The sequence below is a fragment of the Ruminococcus sp. XPD3002 genome, from assembly GCA_900119535.1.
GTDB lineage: Bacteria > Bacillota > Clostridia > Oscillospirales > Ruminococcaceae > Ruminococcus > Ruminococcus flavefaciens_H.
In genome coordinates this window covers 101,651-123,085 of sequence record FPJT01000010.1, presented here as the reverse complement: position 1 = coordinate 123,085, position 21,435 = coordinate 101,651, and the positions used below count along the sequence as shown (strand labels likewise).

General features: G+C 44.8%; 23 protein-coding genes and 1 other annotated feature. Of the genes, 16 read left to right on the top strand and 7 right to left on the bottom strand.

Going from position 1 to position 21,435, the window contains the following annotated elements; translation table 11 throughout:
* Nucleotides 1–6: 6 nt before the first annotated feature.
* Entirely contained in the window at nucleotides 7–693 is a 687-nt protein-coding gene (locus tag BT127_RS10610; RefSeq protein ID WP_075424970.1) for a vWA domain-containing protein, read from the bottom strand.
* Nucleotides 694–1,105: 412 nt separating this feature from the next.
* Here BT127_RS10610 and BT127_RS10605 point away from each other — a divergent pair, with 412 nt between their 5' ends.
* The 5 genes from BT127_RS10605 (at nucleotide 1,106) to yajC (ending at nucleotide 4,570) form a co-directional block, all read left to right on the top strand.
* On the top strand, nucleotides 1,106–1,519 hold the full coding sequence (locus BT127_RS10605) for a bis(5'-nucleosyl)-tetraphosphatase (RefSeq protein ID WP_075424969.1): 414 nt from the start codon (nucleotides 1,106–1,108) through the stop codon (nucleotides 1,517–1,519).
* A 73-nt stretch (nucleotides 1,520–1,592) separates the two neighbouring features.
* Nucleotides 1,593–1,725, top strand: a sequence feature (ribosomal protein L10 leader region).
* 34 nt (nucleotides 1,726–1,759) lie between these two features.
* Nucleotides 1,760–2,272: a 50S ribosomal protein L10 gene (gene rplJ / locus BT127_RS10600; protein WP_075424968.1), complete on the top strand. Its 513-nt coding sequence runs from the start codon at nucleotides 1,760–1,762 to the stop codon at nucleotides 2,270–2,272.
* A gap of 93 nt (nucleotides 2,273–2,365) precedes the next feature.
* Nucleotides 2,366–2,740: a 50S ribosomal protein L7/L12 gene (gene rplL, locus BT127_RS10595; protein ID WP_075424967.1), complete on the top strand. Its 375-nt coding sequence runs from the start codon at nucleotides 2,366–2,368 to the stop codon at nucleotides 2,738–2,740.
* Between the two features lie 197 nt (nucleotides 2,741–2,937).
* Entirely contained in the window at nucleotides 2,938–3,924 is a 987-nt protein-coding gene (locus BT127_RS10590) for a DUF4003 family protein (protein WP_075424966.1), read from the top strand.
* 127 nt (nucleotides 3,925–4,051) lie between these two features.
* A complete protein-coding gene (gene yajC, locus BT127_RS10585) occupies nucleotides 4,052–4,570 on the top strand; it encodes a preprotein translocase subunit YajC (protein ID WP_075424965.1) in 519 nt (172 codons plus the stop codon).
* Between the two features lie 63 nt (nucleotides 4,571–4,633).
* On the opposite strand, the gene BT127_RS10580 is transcribed toward yajC, so the two are convergent.
* From BT127_RS10580 to rpsT, 5 genes are all read right to left on the bottom strand, one after another.
* Entirely contained in the window at nucleotides 4,634–5,143 is a 510-nt protein-coding gene (locus tag BT127_RS10580; RefSeq protein WP_075424964.1) for a flavin reductase, read from the bottom strand.
* 51 nt (nucleotides 5,144–5,194) lie between these two features.
* Entirely contained in the window at nucleotides 5,195–7,024 is a 1,830-nt protein-coding gene (locus BT127_RS10575; protein WP_075424963.1) for a glycosyl hydrolase, read from the bottom strand.
* Nucleotides 7,025–7,041: 17 nt separating this feature from the next.
* A complete protein-coding gene (locus BT127_RS10570) occupies nucleotides 7,042–9,390 on the bottom strand; it encodes a glycoside hydrolase family 95 protein (protein WP_318257224.1) in 2,349 nt (782 codons plus the stop codon).
* 569 nt (nucleotides 9,391–9,959) lie between these two features.
* Complete coding sequence (locus BT127_RS10565; RefSeq protein WP_075424962.1) at nucleotides 9,960–11,297, bottom strand: aspartate kinase; 1,338 nt, start codon at nucleotides 11,295–11,297, stop codon at nucleotides 9,960–9,962.
* Nucleotides 11,298–11,538: 241 nt separating this feature from the next.
* Nucleotides 11,539–11,799, bottom strand: a complete 261-nt coding sequence (gene rpsT, locus BT127_RS10560) for a 30S ribosomal protein S20 (RefSeq protein ID WP_075424961.1) — start codon at nucleotides 11,797–11,799, stop codon at nucleotides 11,539–11,541.
* A 227-nt stretch (nucleotides 11,800–12,026) separates the two neighbouring features.
* Between rpsT and gpr the strand changes: the two genes are divergently transcribed.
* The 10 genes from gpr (at nucleotide 12,027) to BT127_RS10510 (ending at nucleotide 20,074) form a co-directional block, all read left to right on the top strand.
* Entirely contained in the window at nucleotides 12,027–12,875 is an 849-nt protein-coding gene (gene gpr / locus BT127_RS10555; protein ID WP_075424960.1) for a GPR endopeptidase, read from the top strand.
* Nucleotides 12,876–13,047: 172 nt separating this feature from the next.
* Nucleotides 13,048–13,401, top strand: a complete 354-nt coding sequence (locus tag BT127_RS10550; protein WP_075424959.1) for a GntR family transcriptional regulator — start codon at nucleotides 13,048–13,050, stop codon at nucleotides 13,399–13,401.
* Between the two features lie 23 nt (nucleotides 13,402–13,424).
* On the top strand, nucleotides 13,425–14,462 hold the full coding sequence (locus BT127_RS10545) for a CPBP family intramembrane glutamic endopeptidase (RefSeq protein ID WP_075424958.1): 1,038 nt from the start codon (nucleotides 13,425–13,427) through the stop codon (nucleotides 14,460–14,462).
* A 14-nt stretch (nucleotides 14,463–14,476) separates the two neighbouring features.
* Entirely contained in the window at nucleotides 14,477–15,403 is a 927-nt protein-coding gene (locus tag BT127_RS10540) for a CPBP family intramembrane glutamic endopeptidase (RefSeq protein ID WP_075424957.1), read from the top strand.
* Between the two features lie 4 nt (nucleotides 15,404–15,407).
* Complete coding sequence (locus BT127_RS10535; RefSeq protein ID WP_075424956.1) at nucleotides 15,408–16,106, top strand: ABC transporter ATP-binding protein; 699 nt, start codon at nucleotides 15,408–15,410, stop codon at nucleotides 16,104–16,106.
* The gene (locus tag BT127_RS10530) at nucleotides 16,100–16,891 is read left to right on the top strand and encodes a hypothetical protein (RefSeq protein WP_075424955.1); all 792 of its coding nucleotides are present in this window, start codon (nucleotides 16,100–16,102) and stop codon (nucleotides 16,889–16,891) included. Before BT127_RS10535 ends, BT127_RS10530 begins: the two co-directional genes overlap by 7 nt.
* Before the next feature lie 85 nt (nucleotides 16,892–16,976).
* The gene (locus BT127_RS10525; RefSeq protein WP_075424954.1) at nucleotides 16,977–18,284 is read left to right on the top strand and encodes a hypothetical protein; all 1,308 of its coding nucleotides are present in this window, start codon (nucleotides 16,977–16,979) and stop codon (nucleotides 18,282–18,284) included.
* Nucleotides 18,285–18,421: 137 nt separating this feature from the next.
* A complete protein-coding gene (locus tag BT127_RS10520; protein WP_075424953.1) occupies nucleotides 18,422–19,219 on the top strand; it encodes a sugar phosphate isomerase/epimerase family protein in 798 nt (265 codons plus the stop codon).
* Nucleotides 19,216–19,707, top strand: coding sequence for a transcriptional regulator NrdR (nrdR, locus tag BT127_RS10515; protein WP_075424952.1), 492 nt, complete (start codon nucleotides 19,216–19,218; stop codon nucleotides 19,705–19,707). Before BT127_RS10520 ends, nrdR begins: the two co-directional genes overlap by 4 nt.
* On the top strand, nucleotides 19,700–20,074 hold the full coding sequence (locus tag BT127_RS10510) for a DUF4870 domain-containing protein (protein WP_075424951.1): 375 nt from the start codon (nucleotides 19,700–19,702) through the stop codon (nucleotides 20,072–20,074). The genes nrdR and BT127_RS10510 overlap by 8 nt, the downstream gene beginning before the upstream one ends.
* Nucleotides 20,075–20,076: 2 nt before the next feature.
* On the opposite strand, the gene BT127_RS10505 is transcribed toward BT127_RS10510, so the two are convergent.
* A complete protein-coding gene (locus BT127_RS10505) occupies nucleotides 20,077–20,502 on the bottom strand; it encodes a DUF4830 domain-containing protein (protein WP_075424950.1) in 426 nt (141 codons plus the stop codon).
* Between the two features lie 87 nt (nucleotides 20,503–20,589).
* Between BT127_RS10505 and BT127_RS10500 the strand changes: the two genes are divergently transcribed.
* On the top strand, nucleotides 20,590–21,369 hold the full coding sequence (locus BT127_RS10500; RefSeq protein ID WP_075424949.1) for a pseudouridine synthase: 780 nt from the start codon (nucleotides 20,590–20,592) through the stop codon (nucleotides 21,367–21,369).
* The last annotated feature ends 66 nt before the right edge of the window (nucleotides 21,370–21,435 follow it).

The following is a 21,435-nucleotide window of genomic DNA, read 5'->3' as shown; positions in this document are numbered from 1 at the left end:
CGCTGATCAGAATGAACCTACAACAAGGTCGATAGCAGACTGTATATCTACATCGGGAAGACCTGTTCCTGCAGGTGAGAATGCAGGCCAGTATCTGTTCCATGCCTGAAGCTCTGTCCAAGGCTCTGCGTTAGGAACGAAGGCAACAAGACGTCCTGCCTTAGCCTGATAGTTGCTTCCGAGAGTCTGGTCTGTAGCTTCCCACCAAGCACCGAGCTGAGCGATATCAGCAGGCATTCCTGTAGGATATCCTGCGGAACCTGCACGAGCGCCGAGCGGAAGTGCCGGAGCGTCTGAGAACACCAGTACAACGTGACGTCTCTTGGAACCCTCTGTAGTCCAGTCGGACTTAAGTGCAAGAGCGATAGCCTCAAGAGCGTTCTCGGGGATGTCTCCGCCGCCCTTAGCCTCGATACCGTTGACAAATGCACGGAATGCATCGTTATCCTCAGGTAACTTAAAGAACTGAGACTCTACCATTGGTTCGGGATCTACACCGTAATCGCGGAAAGCGATGACCTTTATACGAAGGGTTTCGACCTCTTTATCATTTTCATCCATTGATTCGATGAATTTCTCATAGAATGAGATAGCGTTTCTTTTAACTTCATCCAGAATAGGAGCCATACTGCCTGTAGCATCGATACACATAACGATATCAACGCAGTATTCACCCATGCCCTGTCCTGCCATAATTATATCCTCCTTTAATCTGTACATCATGCAGAATAAACTGCAAATATAAGTATACAGTATTTTACCGAAAAAGTCAATATATTAAGCGTTATTTCATCACTTTTTCACAATGGAGGACAGCTGTTTTCATCAATTCATCACAGTATTGTTCCGCCAATTTACTCTCGAAGAATTATAGCGAAGGACGGGCAGCGAAAGGCAAGGGAGAAAAATCAAGAGTCAGTTGGCGGAGCAATAAAAACGCGTGATAAATTATGTGTCATAAAATTCGCCATTTTTTTACTATGTGAACTATAGACAAATTCCACAAAATATGATATAATATTTGTGAAACTACAACGAGGAACCTGCTTGATATCCAACAGGTACTCACATTATGCCGCCGAAAGACGGCAGGAAAGGAATGAGCATGCTTCACGAAAAATCATGCGGAGCTATCGTATACAGGAAATTCCACGGGAATACCGAGATACTCCTCATAAAGCATATAAACAGCGGTCACTGGTCCTTCCCGAAGGGACACGTTGAATCAGGCGAAACCGAAGTTGAGACTGCAAAACGTGAGATAATGGAAGAGACCTCGATCGATGTGATAATCGATCCGACTTTCCGCGAGACGGTGACATACTGTCCGAAAAAGGATACCATAAAAGTCGTTGTTTACTTTCTTGCAAAAGCCAAAAACGTCAATTTCATCCCACAGGAGGATGAGATAGCAGAGATACGCTGGGTAGATATCTCATATGCGGCAAATATTCTTTCATACGATAACGATAAGACCATAGTCACAAAGGCAAAAGCCGCTATAAAAGAAGCTATTTAGCTAAATATTCAAAAAATTCCATATACCACTTGACAAACGCTTTACGATGTGATATAATCAATAAGCTGCGATAAATAAGCAGTATCGTATTCTAAAGACAGCTGGCAGGTTTTAACCATAAGTCCCGCCGAGGAATTGCAAGTGATATATCTATGTTATCATTGTCCTTTTCCGCGCTGTCGGCAAAGGACTTTTTTGCTCTTCGGATACGATAAGATCAATTCGGAGGTGAATACACACATGCCAAGTAATGCTGTACTCGAAGCTAAGAAGGCTAAGGTTGAACAGCTCACAGACCTCATCAAGAATTCCGTTTCAGGCGTTCTCGTTGATTACAAGGGTATCACTGTTGAAGAGGATACTAAGCTCAGAAAAGAGCTCCGTGAGGCTGGCGTTAACTACTTCGTAGAGAAGAACACAATGCTTCTCCGTGCTTTCAAGAACTGCGGTATCGAAGGTCTTGACGATGTACTCAACGGTACAACTGCTATCGCTCTTTCAAACGACGATCAGACAGCTCCCGCAAGAATCCTCGGTAAGTTCGCTGAGAAGGCTGGCGACGATAAGTTCAATCTTAAGGCTGGCTACGTTGAGGGTGAGATCTATGATCAGGCAGGAGTTATCGCTCTTTCCAAGATCCCTTCAAAGGACGTGCTGCTCGCTCAGCTCGTTGGCTCTCTGCAGGGTCCCCTTCAGAAGCTCGCTGCAACTGTCAAGGCTGTTGCAGACAAGAAATCAGAAGAAGCTGCCTGATTTCTTTCATATCTACAGGACTTTTCAGTCCGCAGCTTAATACAAGATCTATCGCCGTTTAACGGCAAATACTATTAAAAGGAGATTATTATCATGGCTTCAGAGAAGATCACTAAATTTGTTGAAGATATCAAGACTCTTTCCGTTCTTGAGCTTTCAGAGCTCGTAGACGCTATCCAGGAAGAATTCGGCGTAACAGCTGCTATCGCTGCTGCTCCAGCTGCTGGCGGTGCTGCTGCAGGCGGCGCTGCTGCTAAGACAGAGTTCGACGTAATCCTTGCTTCATTCGGTGACGCTAAGATGGCTGTTATCAAGGTTGCTAAGGAAGTTCTCGGTCTCGGTCTTAAGGAAGCTAAGGAAGTAGTTGAGTCTGCTCCTAAGGCTATCAAGGAAGGCGTTTCAGAGGCAGAGGCTAACGAGCTTAAGGCTAAGTTCGAAGAGGCTGGCGCTACAATCGAGATCAAGTAATTTTTACTTAGTATCTTTCAGGACTGTACCTTCGGGTGCAGTCCTTTTTATTTTTCACAGAAAAACTCCTCTGAACCTGATAAGCAATATTTCAAAGTTGTAATATTCCGTAATATTAAAAACAGGACAATTCTTCGTCTATATGATATACTATGATCATGGAAACGAAATAAACCTCAGAAAAAGGAGTAATAACTATGAAAAATAATGCAAAACAGATCACAATGGATTTCATCGAAAACAGAGAAACTATCAAAAAGGCAGTAAAATTTGAAGACTCTTATATATATCCCGTTGCAGCAAATGTATTCTGTACAGCAGGAGTTAAAGCTGATGAAGACAAGCTTCGTCAGTGCAGGAGCATCATAAAGAAAAACGCAGGCTTCGGCTCATATCTCAAGGGAAATGTTCTTCCGGTATTTGCCTCTAAACTCTGCGTTTCGGAAGATCCCGAGGCTCATTTCGAGAAGACAATGGATATGTACGCTATACTCAAAAAGCACTTCAATAGCTCGGAATACCTCGCTATGCTGGCAACTCTTCTTGCTGAGAGAACAACTCCCGAAGAAGCCGAGCAGATAGCTTCAAGAGGCCGCAGAATCTACGATCTTATGAAGAAGGATCACCCTATCCTCACATCAAGCGAGGACAGTATCATGGCAGGCTTCATGGCATTCTCGGAAAAGGCCGATAAGCAGCTTGCAGACGAAGCAGAGCAGTGCTATCTCCTTCTCAGGAAGAAATTCTCCGACAAGAACGCTGTTCAGACAGTTTCACATATACTCGCTATAGCTGACGGAACTTCCGAGGAAAAGGTCGGAAGGTTCTGCAATATGTTCGATATGTTCAAGAATTCGGGACACAAGTTCGGCAAATCCTACGAGCTTACCTCACTTGCAGCATTATCCGTTATCGATGCCGACGAAAAGGAACTTGTTGACACAGCTGTTGAGATCGACAGCCTTCTCGCAGAACAGAAGGGCTACGGCATATTAGGTCACGACAAGAAGACAAGACTCATGCATGCAGCAATGCTCACAGCCGACCTTTACGATGACAGCACTAACAATCAGGCAGCCGTATCCGCTTCTTCACTGGCAATTATCGCCGCTCAGGAAGCCGCAATGTATGCAGCTATAACTGCTGCTGTAATTGCATCATCTGCTGCAAACAACTCGTATTGATGAAAAAATACGAATAAGCGACGATAAGACCGTAAAAAAGTCCTCTCTTACTATTGCTTTTTTGAAAATGATATGTTATAATATCTTTTGTATGGATCAACGACCAAGCAAGTAAGGAGATATAATTATGAAGAAAAAAATCACAAGATACCTTATCGCCGCTATATCAGCAGTTTATACAGCTTCATTCGCTGCTATGACCGCTTTTGCAGAAGAAGCAGGCGATGCCGCAGACAATGCAGCTAATAAGCAGCAGGGCTCAATGATGACATTCGTTGTACCTTTCATTATTATGATAGTTCTGTTCTACTTCATGCTCATAAGACCGCAGAAGAAGAGAGAACAGGAAATGAAGGACCTTCAGAGCAGCATTCAGGTAGGCGACGAAGTTGTTACAAACGGCGGTATCGTAGGAATGGTAGTCCGCACAGGTGAAGACACAGTTGTTATTGAGACAGGCGGAGAGCGCAACAAGATACGCATAAAGAGCTGGGCTATCGCAGAGAATGTTTCCGCTAAGGAGCGCGCTAACGAAGCCGCAGGCAAGGACAAGGCAAAGAACCCTCTTGCTGCCGCAGGACTCAGCGAAGATCCCTCAGCTAAGAAAAAGAAGAAGAAAAAGTCGGACGAAGACGACGAGGACTGATCCCGTCATACGATAAAAAACAGCCATAAAGAAGTTTCAATGCTTCTTTATGGCTTTTCTTGTTTATTCTTTTACGTAAACTCCTGTTATCTCTGCGATGTAAGCGCGGTGATAGGGATCTTTTCCGAAGAACTGTGCAGGGAATCCGTCATCTGTAACGAATCCGCTTTCCTGCCAGTCGTAAACATAGAGCTTGCGGCAGGTGAATACCATTTCCGCTTCCTCGAATGTAACAAGTCCGCCGACCTCAGCAGGAGTTATGCCCGCTTCCTTCGCCTTATCGCAGTCTCTGCCCGAATGTGAACCGCAGAAAGCAAGTGCCTCACGGCATCCTTCACCGAAAAACGATGCGGTGAACTCCTCTTCCTCTTCCACAAAGCCGTAGGTATAGCGGTTGGGACGGATATAGCAGGTAAGCACGTTTTTGCCCCATGCTACTCCGAGCTGTCCCCATGAAGCGGTCATGGTGTTGTATTTGTCCATATTTCCGCCTGTAATGAGCATCCACTCTTTTCCTATCTTGGTAAAAGGATTGAAGCAGAGCTCTGAAATATCGATCTTTCTGAATGACATATGTATTACCTCCCTGTTTTGTTTATATAGTTTATTCCGAGCCGTGCGTTTTCATTCCGCAACGGCTTCTGTTTCGGTATCCTGTACTGCTTCCTCAGCACCTGTTTCAACTGCGGTAGTTGTGGTTTCGGCAGGCTTTTTGGTAGCAACTGTTGTTACGGCAGGCTTAAGCTCCTCGCCGTCCATTATCTTCTTGTACTCATCGAGAGTTATAGCGCCGTCGGAGTTGTATGCACGTACCAGCTTGTCCTTTGAAGTGAACTCCTCGGAAAGCTCGCCGTTCTCATCGCAGAGATACTTTCCGTACCAGAGTCCGAAGAAGGACCACAGTGAATTATCACGGTAAGCCTCGTCAATATCGGGTATGGTACTGCACTCGCTGAGGCCGATTATCTTGTTCTTGCCGACTATCTTCTGAAGTGCAAGGAACTGTTCATATCGGCTTCCGTACTCCTTGTCGCTTCCCATGTATATGTCCACAGAAGCAATATCGAAGGTCTTCTTGTCCACGAGAGTGCTCTCGCTCTGACCGTTCCACACCCAGATAAGGTTATCAAGCTCGAAGTACTTGGTAAAGCGGTCGTACATAAGCTGCCAGAGCCATTTATAGGCATCCTCGCCGCCTGCTCCCCACCAGAACCAGTCACCGTAACCCTCGTGGAGAGGTCTCCAGAGTACAGGTATGCCCTTGTTTTTCAGTGAAGTGAGCTGACCTGCCATATTATCGATGTCAAGCATGATGCCGTAGCACTCTTTTGATATCTTCTTTTCGGCGTAGAGACCGCGGAGCTCCTCCTGTGTGAGCTCAGCTATCTTCTGATCGGTAACAGCCTTTGTTATGTCGAAATCAGTGTCCTTTGCGTATACGGAAGGCTTCTTCGAGGGCGCTTCCCAGAACCACATAAGTCCCACTATACCGCCCTTTCTGTACCAGTCCGCACAGGCGTCTATGTCCTTGAAGGTATTGTCGAAGGACGCATTCGCATTGTGTATCGCAGAGAATCTTATAACGGGATATTTGCCCGTAGTCTGGTATATCAGTTCAAGCTCCTTGTTTTCCTCATCGGAAGCATACTGTCCCGTGATAACGAACTTTCCGAAGTTGTCATTAAAGAAGGTGAGAAGCTTCTTTGCCTCTTCGCCTGCATCCTTGTTTGATGGAGCATCGTCCGCATCATATGCTATCTGACTGAGCGATGTATTATTGGACATTCTCAGATAATCAAGCTTGATATCGCCGTTTTCGGGACGTATCTCTATCTCGGACTTGCCCTTTGTAAGGAACACTCCGTAAAGAGTTATAAGTGTGAACTCGTTATCGTTCATCGTCTTGAAGGTACTTACCTCCGCACCGTTTACAGTAACAAGGCAGTCCACTATGCGCTTTGAAGCGATACTGAATGACAGGTCGTAGTGCTGGTTACTCGGAGCATCCACGGTAAATGTAAGGGAAGTGCTTCCGTCGGGCTTGAATCCCGTAACATATCCCTCGCCGCTGTAAGGCTTCCTTACTGCCTGAGTAGCAGCTTCCGTAGTATCCTCACTGTCGTAGTCATTGTCATCAGAGGTCGCCGCATGAGTCGGAGTCTCAGGCTCAGGGGACTCAACTCGCAGGTCTCCGTTGAACTTTGCTTTCTCCGCCTCGTAGAGGTCACCTGTGTCCTTCTGCTCTATTTCGGGGAAGGATACGGGATAATCGGGGTAAGTTTCGACCTGAATATCTTCCTTTCCCTTTTTCTCGGTAGCTTTCTCAGAATCCGATACCGATGAAGTATCGGAAAGACTTTTCTCGTTCTTTCCTTTTTTTCCGCTGCATGATGTCATGCCCGAAACGGCTATGACTGCTGCCGCAGCGGCACATAACAGCTTTTTAAGTTTCATATTTATCCTCCTGAGCCTTACGGCTTTACGGTATAGACCGCACCTTCTGCGGTATTGAAGACTATAACGCCGTCCTCTATGCGTGAGCCGACAGTTTCTCCGCGGCATATTATACTTGCAACGCAGTTAGGTCTGAGTCTGCATTCTCCGCCCTTTTCCGAGGTTATTGAAGCAGATACGAGCTTTCCAAAGCGCCACTCTATATCCACCGTGAATCCGCCCTTTGCCCTGAGACCGCGTACACTTCCGCTCTCCCACTCATCGGGAAGTGCAGGAAGAAGTTTTATCTCTCCGCCTGTGGACTGCATAAGAGCCTCTGCAATAGCGTTCGTACCGCCGAAGTTTCCGTCTATCTGGAAAGGCGGGTAGCAATTGAGCATATTGGGACTTGTGGAATGTGAGAGGAGCTTTTTAAGGTTCTCATAGACCATTCTTCCGTCATAAAGACGAGCCCACATATTCGTTATCCATGCACAGCTCCATCCCGTGTGACCGCCGCCGTGAATAAGTCTGCGGACAAGTGTGGCTCTTGCCGCATTTGCCAGCTTCGGAGTCTTTTCGGGAGTTATAAGGTCAGCAGGGTGAAGTGCGAAAAGCTGGGATATGTGTCTGTGACCGATATCCACTTCATCCACGTCCTCCAGCCACTCCTGTACCTGACCATATCTTCCGACCTGCGGCTGAGGTATCTTCTCCAGCTTAGCGGAAAGCTCTTCACGAAGCTCGCTGTCGCAGTCCAGTATTTCCGCAGCCTTTATGGTATCACGGAACAGGACCGTTATTATCTGGCTGTCCATAGAGGGACCTTCGCATAGGCATCCTCTTACGCCGTCCTTTGTGATATATGTATTTTCAGGCGATACAGAGGGAGATGTGACAAGTCTGCCCTTGTCGTCCTCAATAAGGAAGTCCGCACAGAACTCCGCAGCGCCTTTCAGCAGGTGATACCTTTCAGCAAGGAACTCCTTGTCGAGGGTATACTCGTAATGCTCGAAAACATGCAGAGCGAGCCATGCTCCGCCCATAGGCCACAGAGTAGAGGGGATCCATGTATCCTGCGGCGCAGGATCTCCCCATATATCGGTATTGTGGTGACATACATATCCTCTTTTTACACCGTACATGTCCTCGGCTGCCTTCCTGCCGTTTGCGGCAATTCGTTCAAGCAGCTCGAACAGCGGCATATGACATTCCGAAAGATTGCATATCTCCGCAGGCCAGTAATTCATTTCTGTATTTATATTAAGTACGAATCGGCTTCCCCATGCAGGCCACATTGTCTCGTTCCATATACCCTGAAGGTTCATGGGCTGAGTGCCGTTACGGCTTGCCGATATCATAAGGTATCTTCCGAAGTTGAAGTAAAGCTCGATGAGCTTGTTATCGTGTATAAGGCGTGCGCAGTCCTTAGTGTCCAGCTCGTCACCTTTAAGTCGAGCTATACGCTGATCCGTCATAAGACCGCTTATATCCTCGTCGGCATTTTCACAGAGTTCCAGTTCAACACGTCCGAAGAGCTCACGGTAGTCCTCTGCGTGGCGGTAATACAGTTCGCCAAAATCGCAGTCCATAGCCATTTCAACGTCCACTTCGGCAGCTTCACGGTAGTTCTCTGTGTAGAAGCTGGTTCTTACAGAGAGCAGAAGCAGCGCCTCGTCCGCACCGCTTATGACTATCTTTCCGCCGAGAGTACGGCAGGTTCCGCCAACGCTCTTTGCACCAAGACATGCCGCAAAGAAAATACCGTCGCTGCTTCCCGTACCGCCTGTGTAGATGAGCATATTCTCACCGCAGGGACGGTTATCGTCATAGTAATCATCTCTGCCGTCCAGTCGGACAGTAAGATCCACAGCGCCCTCCTTATCTGCGGTTATATGTACTGCCATAACATCATCGGGAGCGGAAACGAATACCGAACGGGTATACCTTACGCCGTCAGCGGTGAAGCTTACCTCCGAAACCGCATCGGAAAGGTCAAGTGTACGTGAATACTCTCTTGCCTTGCCGCTGAAACTGCTGTGGATAAGCAGATTGCCTAAAGGCATATAATGTCGGCTGTTAGGAGTTACACCCTGAAGCTTTTCAAAGGCGATCTTTTCAGCTTTGGCGATATCTCCGCTTCTCAGCAGACTGCGGACTTCGGAAAGTCCCTCGGCGGAATCGGGATTTATCCTGTCCCTGAGGCCGCCTGACCATATTGAATCCTCGTTCAGTCTGATGACTTCATCCACGGCATTTCCGAAGATCATGCCGCCGATACGGCCGTTTCCGACTGGTATAGCCTGATTGAAGTCCTCTGCGGGGCTGTTGTACTTTAGAAGTGTTTCTGTAGCCATATTTATCTCCTGATCCGAAATAGTATTCATCCTTGATATCCTTTGAACTTGCGCAGAGTATAAATCTGTGCGCAAGCTGCAACTGTAACCGATCCCTGACAGTTAATAACTTATATTAATGTCTGCTCAACAACTAAAAAATGGCTTATTATAGCTTCCAAAGCCGTTTTTTAGTTGTCAAAGTGCAAGAAAATAATGATATTAAAGTTTTTTCTTGCACTTTGTTTTGCCCTTTCGGGCAAAATGAGCTTGACATAAAGAAATGTGACGCGCAAATTCTTTATATTTCAGGGAATTTGCGCTCCCCGAACAAAGTTCGGGGCAGTAACCGCCCAAAGGCGGTTACTGAGTACACATTATATTATAACACATCCTGAACTCTTTTGCAAATTTCCGGTACTTGACCGGAAAATTTCTTGATTTATCATAAAGAATGGTAAACTCATTGCAGACTATTTAGTAAAAAATACAACAATATTCCCCATAAATGACAAAAAAAGTCTTTGGAAAAGAGTTCGGGGAAAACCTTCCTCAGAAAGGTTTCCCCCGATAATACATTTTAAATTGTCTGTATACACAGCGCTTGTAAGACGTTCTTTTTATTCCTTCTCGGAATTGATGAACATATCGTATATTCTGCGGATAGCCTCGGCAAAGTCGCTTTCGCTTACGCCGATTATAACGTTCAGCTCGCTTGAACCCTGATCGATGAGCTTGACATTTATACGGGCATGAGCCATAGCAGCGAAGATACGTGCAACAGTACCGCGGGTATTCTTCATTCTTCTTCCCACAACAGCGATAGTAGCTATACCGTCCTCGATCTCGATATGGTCAGGCTCTACAGCCTTGCGTATCTCAGCGACTACCTTATCACGGATAGGCTCGAGCTGAGCGCTGTCGAGAGTAATGCTCATAGTGTCGATACCTGAAGGCATATGCTCGAATGAGAGGTCGTTATCATAGAGGACCTTAAGGACCTTCATGCAGAAGCCCTTTTCGTTGTTCATCATTGCCTTTTCGATATTTATAGTGCTAAAGCCCTTTCTTCCTGCGATACCTGTGATAGTATGTGCAAGGCTCTCCTTGCTGAAATCGTAATCATTTGACACTATCATAGTACCCGGATCCTCGGGAGCATTTGTGTTTCTGATATTTATCGGTATACCTGCTGAACGAACAGGGAAGATAGCGTCCTCATGAAGAACAGAAGCACCCATGTAAGCAAGCTCACGAAGCTCGCGGTAAGTGATAGTCTCGATAACATCGGGCTTTTCAACTATTCTCGGATCAGCTACGAGGAATCCCGAAACGTCAGTCCAGTTCTCGTAGATCTCAGCTCTTACGGCATTTGCGATGATGGAGCCTGTAACGTCCGAACCGCCTCTTGAAAAAGTCTTGATATAGCCTTCTGTGGTACGTCCGTAGAATCCCGGGATAACTGCGTTGTCAAGTCCCTTTATTCTCTCGCGTACTGCCTTGACAGTCTCGTCGAGAAGAAGGATACCCTTTGTATCGAATATGATAACATCAGCGGCATCCACGAAATTGAAGCCGAGGTAATTTGCAAGTACCTTTCCGTTAAGGTACTCGCCGCGGCTTGCAGCGTAATCCTTTGCAGGACGAGCCTTAAGCTCCTTAGCGATAGTATCAAACTCGTCCTCGAGTGAGAAATCCATGCCGAGGTCGCTGATAATGCCGTTATAGCGTTCTTTGATGAGAGCGAGCTGCTCTGTGAAATCAACGCCGCTGCCTGCAAGTTCGCAGCACTTATACAGCATATCGGTTACCTTGATATCATCGGAGAAGCGCTTTCCCGGTGCAGAGGGCACTACAAAACGGCGCTTGTCATCCGACTTTATTATAGCAGCTACCTTTCTGAACTGATTTGCATCAGCAAGGGAGCTTCCGCCGAATTTTACTACTTTATAACTCATTTATCATCATTCCTTCAGTATTGATAGTCCGCAAAGCGGAATTGAGATTTTAGTAACAAATACAATTATATTCCAAAAACACCATAAAATCAATTGACAGATGCCCCAAATAATAGCCGCATCGATTTGTATTTTTGGTAAATACGCTTGTACGCCAGTGGCGGACAATGCGGGCAAAATAAAAAGCCCTTGCAGACCGTGAGTTGTCCGCAAGGGGGATATTTAAATAAAAGAGACTGAATTATTCAGCGGCATTGAGCTTCTTAGCGAGCTGAGCCTTCTTTCTTGCAGCCTTGTTCTTGTGCATAAGACCATGAGCGCAAGCCTGATCAACTCTCTTTATAGCTACCTTGATAGCCTCTGCCTTGTCAGCAGCACCTGTAGTGCAAGCGATATCAGCCTTCTTGAGAACTGTCTTGAGGTTAGACTTTCTTGCCTTGTTAGCAGCAGCCTTAGTTGCATTAACCTTAACTCTCTTCTTTGCAGATTTAATATTTGGCATTTCTTTACACCTCCTTGACTTGCGTGAGCGAATAAAGCTCCGCATAATACAGATAATAGGCATACACGGGTTCGTATGCCCCGATAGCTGCAACGCACAGCTATCCTACTGAGACAATGTTAATTATACCATTTTTCGGACTGTATTTCAATAGGCAAAATAAAAATAATCCGCCAAATTTACCGTATCAAATTAAACACTATGCACAAAACAAGGAGAAACAGGCTATGAATATACGTACAGACCTCGCTCTTGAACAGCTTCCGCCAGACTCTCTCCCCGAGGGCGTAAGCATCAGACGAAGGGGAAAACACTTTGCGATAACCGAGATAATCGTAAGAGATGACAGCTGTATCGGAGTTCTCGGGAAGGGAAGGGGACGCTATATAACTCTCGAAGGCAGTGACATAAGCCGTTTTTCTGCATACTATGAGGATATGGCGAAGGAACTTGCCGAAGAACTGTCACATCTCATACCCGAAGGTGAGATACTCGTGGCAGGGATCGGAAACAGGGATATAACTCCAGATGCCATAGGTCCGAAAACTGCGGAAAAAGTACTTGCCACACGTCATCTGCAAAACGAACTCAAGGACAGCGAGCATCATTTTCTCACATCACTTCGACGGGTAAGTTCCTTTGCAGGCGGAGTAATGGGACAGACAGGTATAGAGACCGCAGAACTGATACACGCCGTATGCCGCGAAACAAAGCCTTCCGCGGTCATAGCCGTAGATGCACTGGCGTGTTCGGATATAAGCCGTCTCGGCAAGACGATACAGATAAGCGACGCAGGTATATCTCCCGGAAGCGGCGTGGCTAACGCAAGATGTGAGATATCACAGCGCAAATTAGGTGTACCGGTCATAGCAGTGGGAGTTCCGACTGTAGTGGATATGCACACGATAGTCCGCAGTCTTACAGGGATAGAGATAGACCGTGAACTGCCGAATATGATGGTAACTCCCCGTGATGCGGACAGACTTGCGGAAAGAGCCTCTCAGCTTGTTGCACTCGGCATTAACCTCGCATTACAGCCGACTCTCAGTTTCGACGAAGTACAGGGACTTTTCTGAATGTCAAATTCATCAGGGATACATTCAAAAAAATATTTTCAAACATATAAAAAACTCTTGACAAACCTGCAAAAGTGTGATATCATTGTATTAGTCAATTAATACATGAATACATTAAGACAAATTGGGGACATTGTTAACTGTGGGTATTATTTTTTCAGGAGGTGTTTTTATGTGGAACTTTACTAATGACAAACCTGTTTACATCCAGATCATCGAAGAGATAATGTACAGGATAGCTTCAGGCATATATAAGCCGGGCGAACGTATCCCTTCTGTAAGGGACCTTGCGGAAGAAGCAAGGGTAAACCCTAATACTATGCAGCGTGCCCTTTCCGAGATAGAACGCAGCGGATATATAATCTCTCTGCGAACTTCAGGAAAATTTGTCACGGACGATCAGGAACTCATCAATAAGCTTAATAAAGACCGTGCTTCCGATGTCGTCAGAAACTTCGTTGATGAAATAAAAAAGATAGGACTCTCAATTGAAGACGCAATAAAATTACTTGAACAATATAAATAATTAAGATCATAAGGAGATCAGATATGGAAGATAATATGATAACAACAAACAACTCAACAGATTTACTTGACGAAACGATGACCGAGACAGATTCAGCTATAATGCTTGAAGAGACAAGCAAAGAATTCAAAAAGAACTGTTCACGCAAGGTAGGCGTAGGACTTCTCCTCTATACGCTCGTTTCATTCGCTGTGACCGCCATTGTTGCACTGGCATACATTGCGGTTCAGGGTATACAGGGAAAGCTCGATTCATTATCAGGAGATGTTGATCCTTCACTTGAAGGCTGGTCGATGTTGATTGCCGTAATACTCGGAATCATTTTCCTTTTTGTGTATTCCCAGAAGTTCATCACACCAAAGCAGGTTCTCAAAAAGCAGAACAAAATAACTCCCAAAGCGATCCTCGGAGCTACCGCACTTTTCCTCGGCATGTCATTCATCTATGAATTCATGATGGATGGTATGGAAGCATTATTAAATCTCGGCGGTTATACAATACAGGATTCAATTGACACAGCCAATCTTAATATGGAAATGTCGCTGTCGCTGACACTCTATGCAGGTATAATCGGACCTATTGCCGAAGAACTCGTTTACCGCGGATTCGTTATGAAATCCCTTGAAAGGTTCGGAAAGGTATTCTCTATTATAACTTCTGCACTTTTCTTCGGCGTAATGCATGCAAATCCCGCTCAGATACCATACTGTGCTATCGGCGGACTTATTCTCGGATACATAGCTTCAAATTACGGAATTATCTGGTCGATGTTCATACATATAGTGAATAACCTGATATTCGGCGTATTTGTAGAGGACGCTCTGGATAAATTTTTCGGCGAGAAAGTCGGCGAATACGTAGAAATGGGTATGCTTTTCGTCCTTCTTGTGATCGGAGGATACATCGTTTATCTCAACAGAGAGAAGATCGGCAGATTCATTAAAAACAATCCCGCAAAAAATAAAAAGGTTTACCTCTGGACATTTACAACAATTCCTGTTATAATATTTATCGTATTCAATCTTATTTTAGCTGTCACAGCTATCGAAAAAATCAAATAAAGGAAGAATTGTCTTTGACTCTCACAAAACCGGATAACAAAGAACTAACTCCGAAGCAGATCTTCAAAAAAGACATAAACTATGTACTCTTTGCAATAATATTCAATCTGCTGTTCCAGCTGATAGGCGTATCGATCGCATCTTTCATTATCAGCGACCAGGTATTATCTACCGCTGTCGGTATGTACGCAGGAGATGCAGTTTCCTTCCTGCTTCTTATGCTCTATTTCAAGGGAAGGCTCTCTCTCGGGGATATATTCTCGGGACGCAGCAGAATGACTCCTCGTATGCTTGCTGTTGCAGTATGCCTGACAGAAGGCATGAGCTTCGTATGGACTAACCTTTCACATGGCATCGAGGCTGTGCTTCAGAAGATAGGTCTGTCTGCTGCTGAAGGTCTCGCCGCTGAATCACAGATAGGAACTTCGGCAGCCGATATAATTGCCGCATGTATACTTGCTCCGATATTTGAAGAGATACTGTGCCGCGGATTTATTATGCGCGGTCTCGAAAAATACGGAAAGGTATTTGCGATCGTAGTTTCCGCAGTTATCTTCGGTCTCATGCACGGCAACCTCACCCAGACTATCGGCACATCTCTTATGGGAATCGTTCTCGGCTATGTCGCTATGGAATATGGCATAAAGTGGAGCATGTTCCTGCATTTTACAAATAACTGCATATTCTGTTGTCTTATTGAGCCTGCACTGAAAAAACTGGAGCTCGATCCTGCAATAACTATAATGTATGCACTGTTTTTTGCTGCATCTGTAGTTATCCTGATAATCAACAGGAAAAAGGTCGCTTCATATCTGAACAGAAACAGGACCGATAAGAAAAAACGCTATCTTTACACTGTTCTCACGGCATCATTCATTACTTATACTATCATTAAAGTCCTTGAAATGACTCTTTTCATAGCAAGGACAGGAAAGGGGTAATTATATGGCTGAACTTGTTAAATGTTCAGGACTTACCAAGAAGTACGGCAGCAAAGAAGCGCTGTGCGGTATAGATCTTACGCTTGAAAGCGGCAAGATAATCGGACTTCTCGGTCCAAACGGAAGCGGAAAGACCACATTCATAAAGATACTCTGCGGACTCCTTACACCAACTTCGGGAGAAGTTACCATAGCAGACAATAAAATAGGTCCCAAAACCAAAGCTATAGTATCATACCTTCCCGAAAGGACCTATATCCCCAACTGGATGAAGGTCTCGGATATACTCGAATACTTCCAGGATTTCTATAAGGACTTCCGCCGTGAAGTTGCTGAGGATATGCTCAGAAGGCTGAATATATCCCCCGATCAGAAAATGAAGACTCTTTCAAAGGGTACTAAGGAAAAGGTTCAGCTCGTACTTGTAATGAGCCGTGATGCAAAGCTCTTCCTTCTTGATGAGCCTATCGCAGGTGTTGATCCTGCTGCAAGAGACTACATCCTTGATACTATCATTTCAAACTATAACCCCGATGCTTCCATAATCATCTCAACCCACCTTATTTCCGATATAGAAAACGTTCTTGACGATGTTGTAATGATAGAATACGGTCATATCAAGCTCCACGGAAGCGTGGATTCCCTCAGAGAAGAAAAGGGAATGTCCATCGATCAGATTTTCAGGGAGGTATTCAGATGTTAGGAACTCTTATAAAGCACGAATTCAGATATATCATAAAGACCTTTTCGATGATATATATTATATTTCTTCTTATTGCTCTTGTGCTGAAGATTCTTTCTTCCACAATAATCTCATTATCACCTGAAAAAATCGACAGCGCTTTCGATGCATCATCCACCGATCCGATGATGTCTACGGTATACATAGCGTTCATGACAATCACATTCATATTCGGCGCTCTGTCGGCAGCTATGCCGTTCTTCGCTATAATTGACAATATCCGCCGTTTCCAGAAAAACATGTTCACGGACGAGGGATATCTCACAAATACCCTTCCCGTAACAGCTACAGAGCATGTTGCAGCAAAGCTCCTTGCAGGACTTGCGAACTATATAGTCTGCGGCATCGTACTTATCGTAGGTATGCTCATTACAGGCGGAACTGATACGATAGAGGTCCTCAACGAAATAATCGGAGGCATCACAGATCCGAATATCCCGATACATGAAAAGCTCGGCGTTGTGCTGATACTGATAACAGGCTTCATCATGTTCATACTCTATGGTTATCTCATCACAGCGTTCAACTCCATGACCAACAGTAAGGGATGCGTAACAGCTATCATCGTATTTTTCTCGATAACACTCGGAATAACATTCTTCTCAAGACTTATGTCAGCTATAATACTTGCTACCAACAGCGAAGACTTCGGAATGTTCATAGTAGCCGGAGTATTCACACTCGTTTCAGCATTATTCTGGTTCCTGCTGACGAATATACTCAACAAACACCTTAATCTGCAATAATTCAATACAAATCAAAGGGCGGGACTATAGTTCCGCCCATAACCTGTTTAAGGCAGCACCGCACATTATATAAAGGAGTGATACTATGTTTGAAGCGGTTCAGACATCACGAAGCCTGAATCCCGAACAATCGGCACTTATAAAAAAGATGACAGGCGAAGTTGAAAGACCTGATATAAAAGCTGTTAATATACGCCTTGAAGATGTACTCGTACTACTGCCCTTTTCGGAATATTATGATATATTCATGCTTCTCGAGGACGACTTCAAAAGCCTGTATATAGGCAAACGTACCTTTACCGAGCTCCGTACCGAAGCACAGGAAGAGGCTGAGAAAAAAACTCAGAAAAGCGGTAAGCTGACTATCGACCTCATCTATGATATACTCATGAAAAAGAGCAAGATAAGCCAATCGAGCCGCGATAAGCTCCTGAAAAGAGAATGTGAACTATATGTTTATTTCGCTTATCCGAGAGAATTCGGCAAGCTTATATTCACCAAAGCAAAAGAGAACAGGAAAAAGGTCATCATAACGGCAGATATGCCCTATCCCCGCAGTATAGCCGTAAACGTACTCAGCAGATACGGATATGAGACCTGCGACGAGCTGATAGTGACCTCAGAACTTGATGCATCCGAAAGGAACGATATTTTTGCAGAGGTGCTCAGACGATCGGGAGTTTCCGCAAGGGAACTGCTGAATATCGGCGGAAATGTTGAAAGAGACGTTGAAAAGCCTATAATGCAGGGAGCTAAAGCACTTCTTGCCGCACCTGTCGATATGCTCATGGTGCGTTCGGGAAACCTTCGCTGTGCTGTTCAGGCAAGACATATCTACGATTATGAATCCCCTGCCTGTCTCGCACTCCACTGCGCTTTCGGCATCTATGGCGCCTATGGCTTCGATGTACCGCAGAACCGTCAGCCTCACAGTGATTTCTGCAGCGACGGCTATATGCTGGGATTCATGGTATACGGTCCGCTTCAGCTGGTCAAGAAGTTCAAGCCCGAGAACGAGCTTCAGTCCGCAATTCTCGACGCCATGGAAAAATGTCCCGAAACTCGTGCAGGCAGAGATGATTTCGTTGCGGTATTCCGCTCTCACTTTGCCGATTTTCTTGATAAATTCGGCTACAGCTCCTGTGAGCTGCCCTTCGAGATATTCACATACAACAGCAGTGTAGGCGACAGGATGCTCCTTCAGAAGTACATGTCCCCCGAACATAATCAGCTCTGGACCGATTCTTCCTCTTCTCCTGCACTTGCACCCATACAGAAGCGCAAAATGAAAAAGAACGCCATGGAAAAATTTGCGGACAAAATGTTCCCGCCGGGAACAAGAGTAAGGATCATGACAGATGAGATGATATACAAAATGAAAGGCGGCAAATAACTCGCAGCATACGAGAATTTCAGAAAATATTCACATATTATTTCAATAAAAGTATCAGATTTGTAAGTTTTAATCTTGACAACTATGGAAAAAACAGTTATAATAAAATCATAAATCTTGATTGGAGGAGTTTTACCGTGCGCGCGGGAGTCTCGACTGCTTGTCTTTACCCTAAGCCGCTGGAAGAAAGCCTGTATGATCTTACTGTGAATGGCGTATCTTGTGTTGAGATATTCATAAATACCCATTCCGAACTGAAAAAAGGCTTCGCTCACGGCGCTGCTAATATGTTGAGACGCTTTGATGCTCAGTGTGTTTCGGTCCACCCCTTTACATGCGAGATCGAGCCGCTTATGTTCTTTTCGGACTACGAGCGGCGCATAAATGATATTCTTGAATACTATAAGCTGTATTTTCGCTTCATGAACATTGTCGGCGCCGATATCTTCGTCTTTCACGGAGGTAAGGCTGACCGCGGCAAAGAGCTTTACTGTGAAAGGTATTCTCAGCTTTACCGCCTCGGAAAAGAGTTCGGTATAACAGTAGCCGTTGAAAACGTTTCAAGATGTCAGAGCGCTTCCTCTGCATTCATACGAGATATCGCAAGAATGCTCGGAAACGAGTTCGCATTTGTCCTTGATACAAAACAGGCTATACGTGCAGGAGAATCCCCCTTCGCATTCCTCGAAGCAGCAGGCGATAAAATAAGACATGTCCATATCAGCGATTCGGGAGAGCTCGGCGACTGCATGCTCATAGGAAAGGGCAGTTTCAGGTTCAAACAGTTCTTTCAGCGCCTTGCACAGCTGAATCCCGATGCAAACGTTATTCTTGAGCTTTACCGCAGCGGCTTCGGCGGCATCAGCGATCTGATCTCAAGCTATAACAGACTTGTTGGCATGACAGAGCCCTACAGCAGAGAGGTGATCACATGAAATGCCCATACTGCGGCTTCGATGATTCAAAAGTCATCGATTCAAGACCAAAGGAGAACAAGATCAAACGACGGCGTGAATGTACAAAATGCCTCGCAAGATTCACTACCTTTGAGGCTGTTGAAAAGCCACTGCTCATGGTTGAAAAGAAAAGCGGTATGTACGAGCCCTTTGACAGCAGCAAGCTGATAAAAGGCATCTACAGCGCTATAAAAAAGCGTCCCGTGACCTATGATCAGGTAGAAGATATAGCAAATTATGTCGAGAATCATTTTGCAAACGATCTTAAAACTGTAGCAAAATCAAGAGAGATCGGCGAACTCGTGCTTGAAAAGCTGAGGGAGATCGATCTGATAGCATATATCCGATTTGCTTCTGTATACGAAGAATTTACGGATATTGCAAGTTTTGTGGAGATGATCAGTGAGCTGGAAAGAAAAAACACCGCTCCTGACGATAAATTATTGGAGGTAAATGAAAATGCTTGATAACATCTTTGAAACTTTTAACGATCCCGCTGCTGAGGAAAGCTTCGGTCCCGACTCTGAAACATACAGAGTACACGCTTTTGTAGCTTATCTTATCCCGATCCTTTTCTTCGTTCCGTTTATTACTAATAAGTATTCCGATTACTGCAAATTCCACTCAAACCAGTGCTTAGCATGGATGATCGGTGTTTTTGCTCTTAACATAATAAAGACTATCCTTGCTCATATCCCTGTACTTGGTACTATTTTAAATCTTGTTATAACACTTGCTATGCTCGCTGCATGGGTAATTCTCCTTATCGGCGTTTGGAGAGGCAAGGCTCTTAAGATCCCATTCCTCGGTGACCTTATCCAGGCTTTCAAATAATCTTATATAACAGGCAGTCTTATACTTCCGCCGTCCTCACTGTATACAAGCGAGGCTGCGGCTGTATCATCACATACGATCAGCTCCGCAAGCATTTTATGGCTTTCGGGGCTGTAGTTTTTTACATTATATATGTATATCTTTCCACTGTGTCCTTTGAAGCGGTCAAGCGGAAGATGCTGTGAACGCTGTATTTCAGCGTATTCCTTATACTCACCTGTGAATTCCGCAGGGATGATTATGTCCCTTTCGGATACTTCTTCAACCTCCCAGCCGTGAGAGGCGAAAAAGCTTATGCGCTGGGATACCGTCGCCGCAGGTATGAGCGTCGGTTCGTTTTCATAGGTCCTGCTGTCAGGGAATAGTATCACGATGACCGCAAGGATGACTGCGGCTGAAATAAGTATAACTGCCGTACTTTTCTTCATAAATATACCTCCGATACTTTGTTTCCGCTTTGCGGACAATATATATTATTCACCATATAACCTGTTATATTCACGAAAGGAGCCCGAATGGCACTTATCAGACTTGATAAATTCATATCTGAAAGAACTGAATATTCAAGAAGCAATATAAAAGAGCTTGCAAAGAAAGGTCAGCTTTCTGTCAACGGCATTGTTGAAAAAGCTGCCGACAGAAAAATAGACTCCGATAAGGATACAGTAAGCGTCTTGGGAAAGACTATTTCCTCACAGCGCTACAGGTATATCCTCCTTAACAAGCCCGCAGGATATGTCTGCTCTACCGACGATAAGGACGGCAAGACAGTTATGAAGCTCATTCCGCCCGATATGCGAACAAAAGATATGTTCCCCGCAGGCAGACTTGACAAGGATTCACTGGGAGCACTGCTGATAACGGATGACGGTGATCTCGCACACAGGATACTCTCTCCGAAGCACCATATACCGAAAATATATATTGTGAAACTTGACAGACCTTTTCAAAATAAATATGTTGACATATTCAAAAAAGGAATAGCCTTATCTAATGGGGAGCAGTGCCTGCCCGCGCTTGTCCGAAAAGCTGAAAACAGCGATTTACTGGCTTTTATCCAGTTGAACGAAGGAAAATACCATCAAGTTAAAAGAATGTTCGCATCTGTTGACAACCATGTTGAAACTTTAATGAGAGTTTCCGTCGGAGGTCTGATTCTCCCCGAAAAACTGGCATGCGGTCAATGTATGGAATTATTGCACAAAGATGTTGAAAACTTGTTCCGTCCAATCGATTTTGAAGCTTTCTGTTCGGATTTTTCGGCTTTTTTTTCGGCATTGTTAATAAACAAGTAAATGTAAGTTTGTCAATTTAGCATCTTGAAAAATTTACGGAAAAATGGTATTATATTAACATAGCTG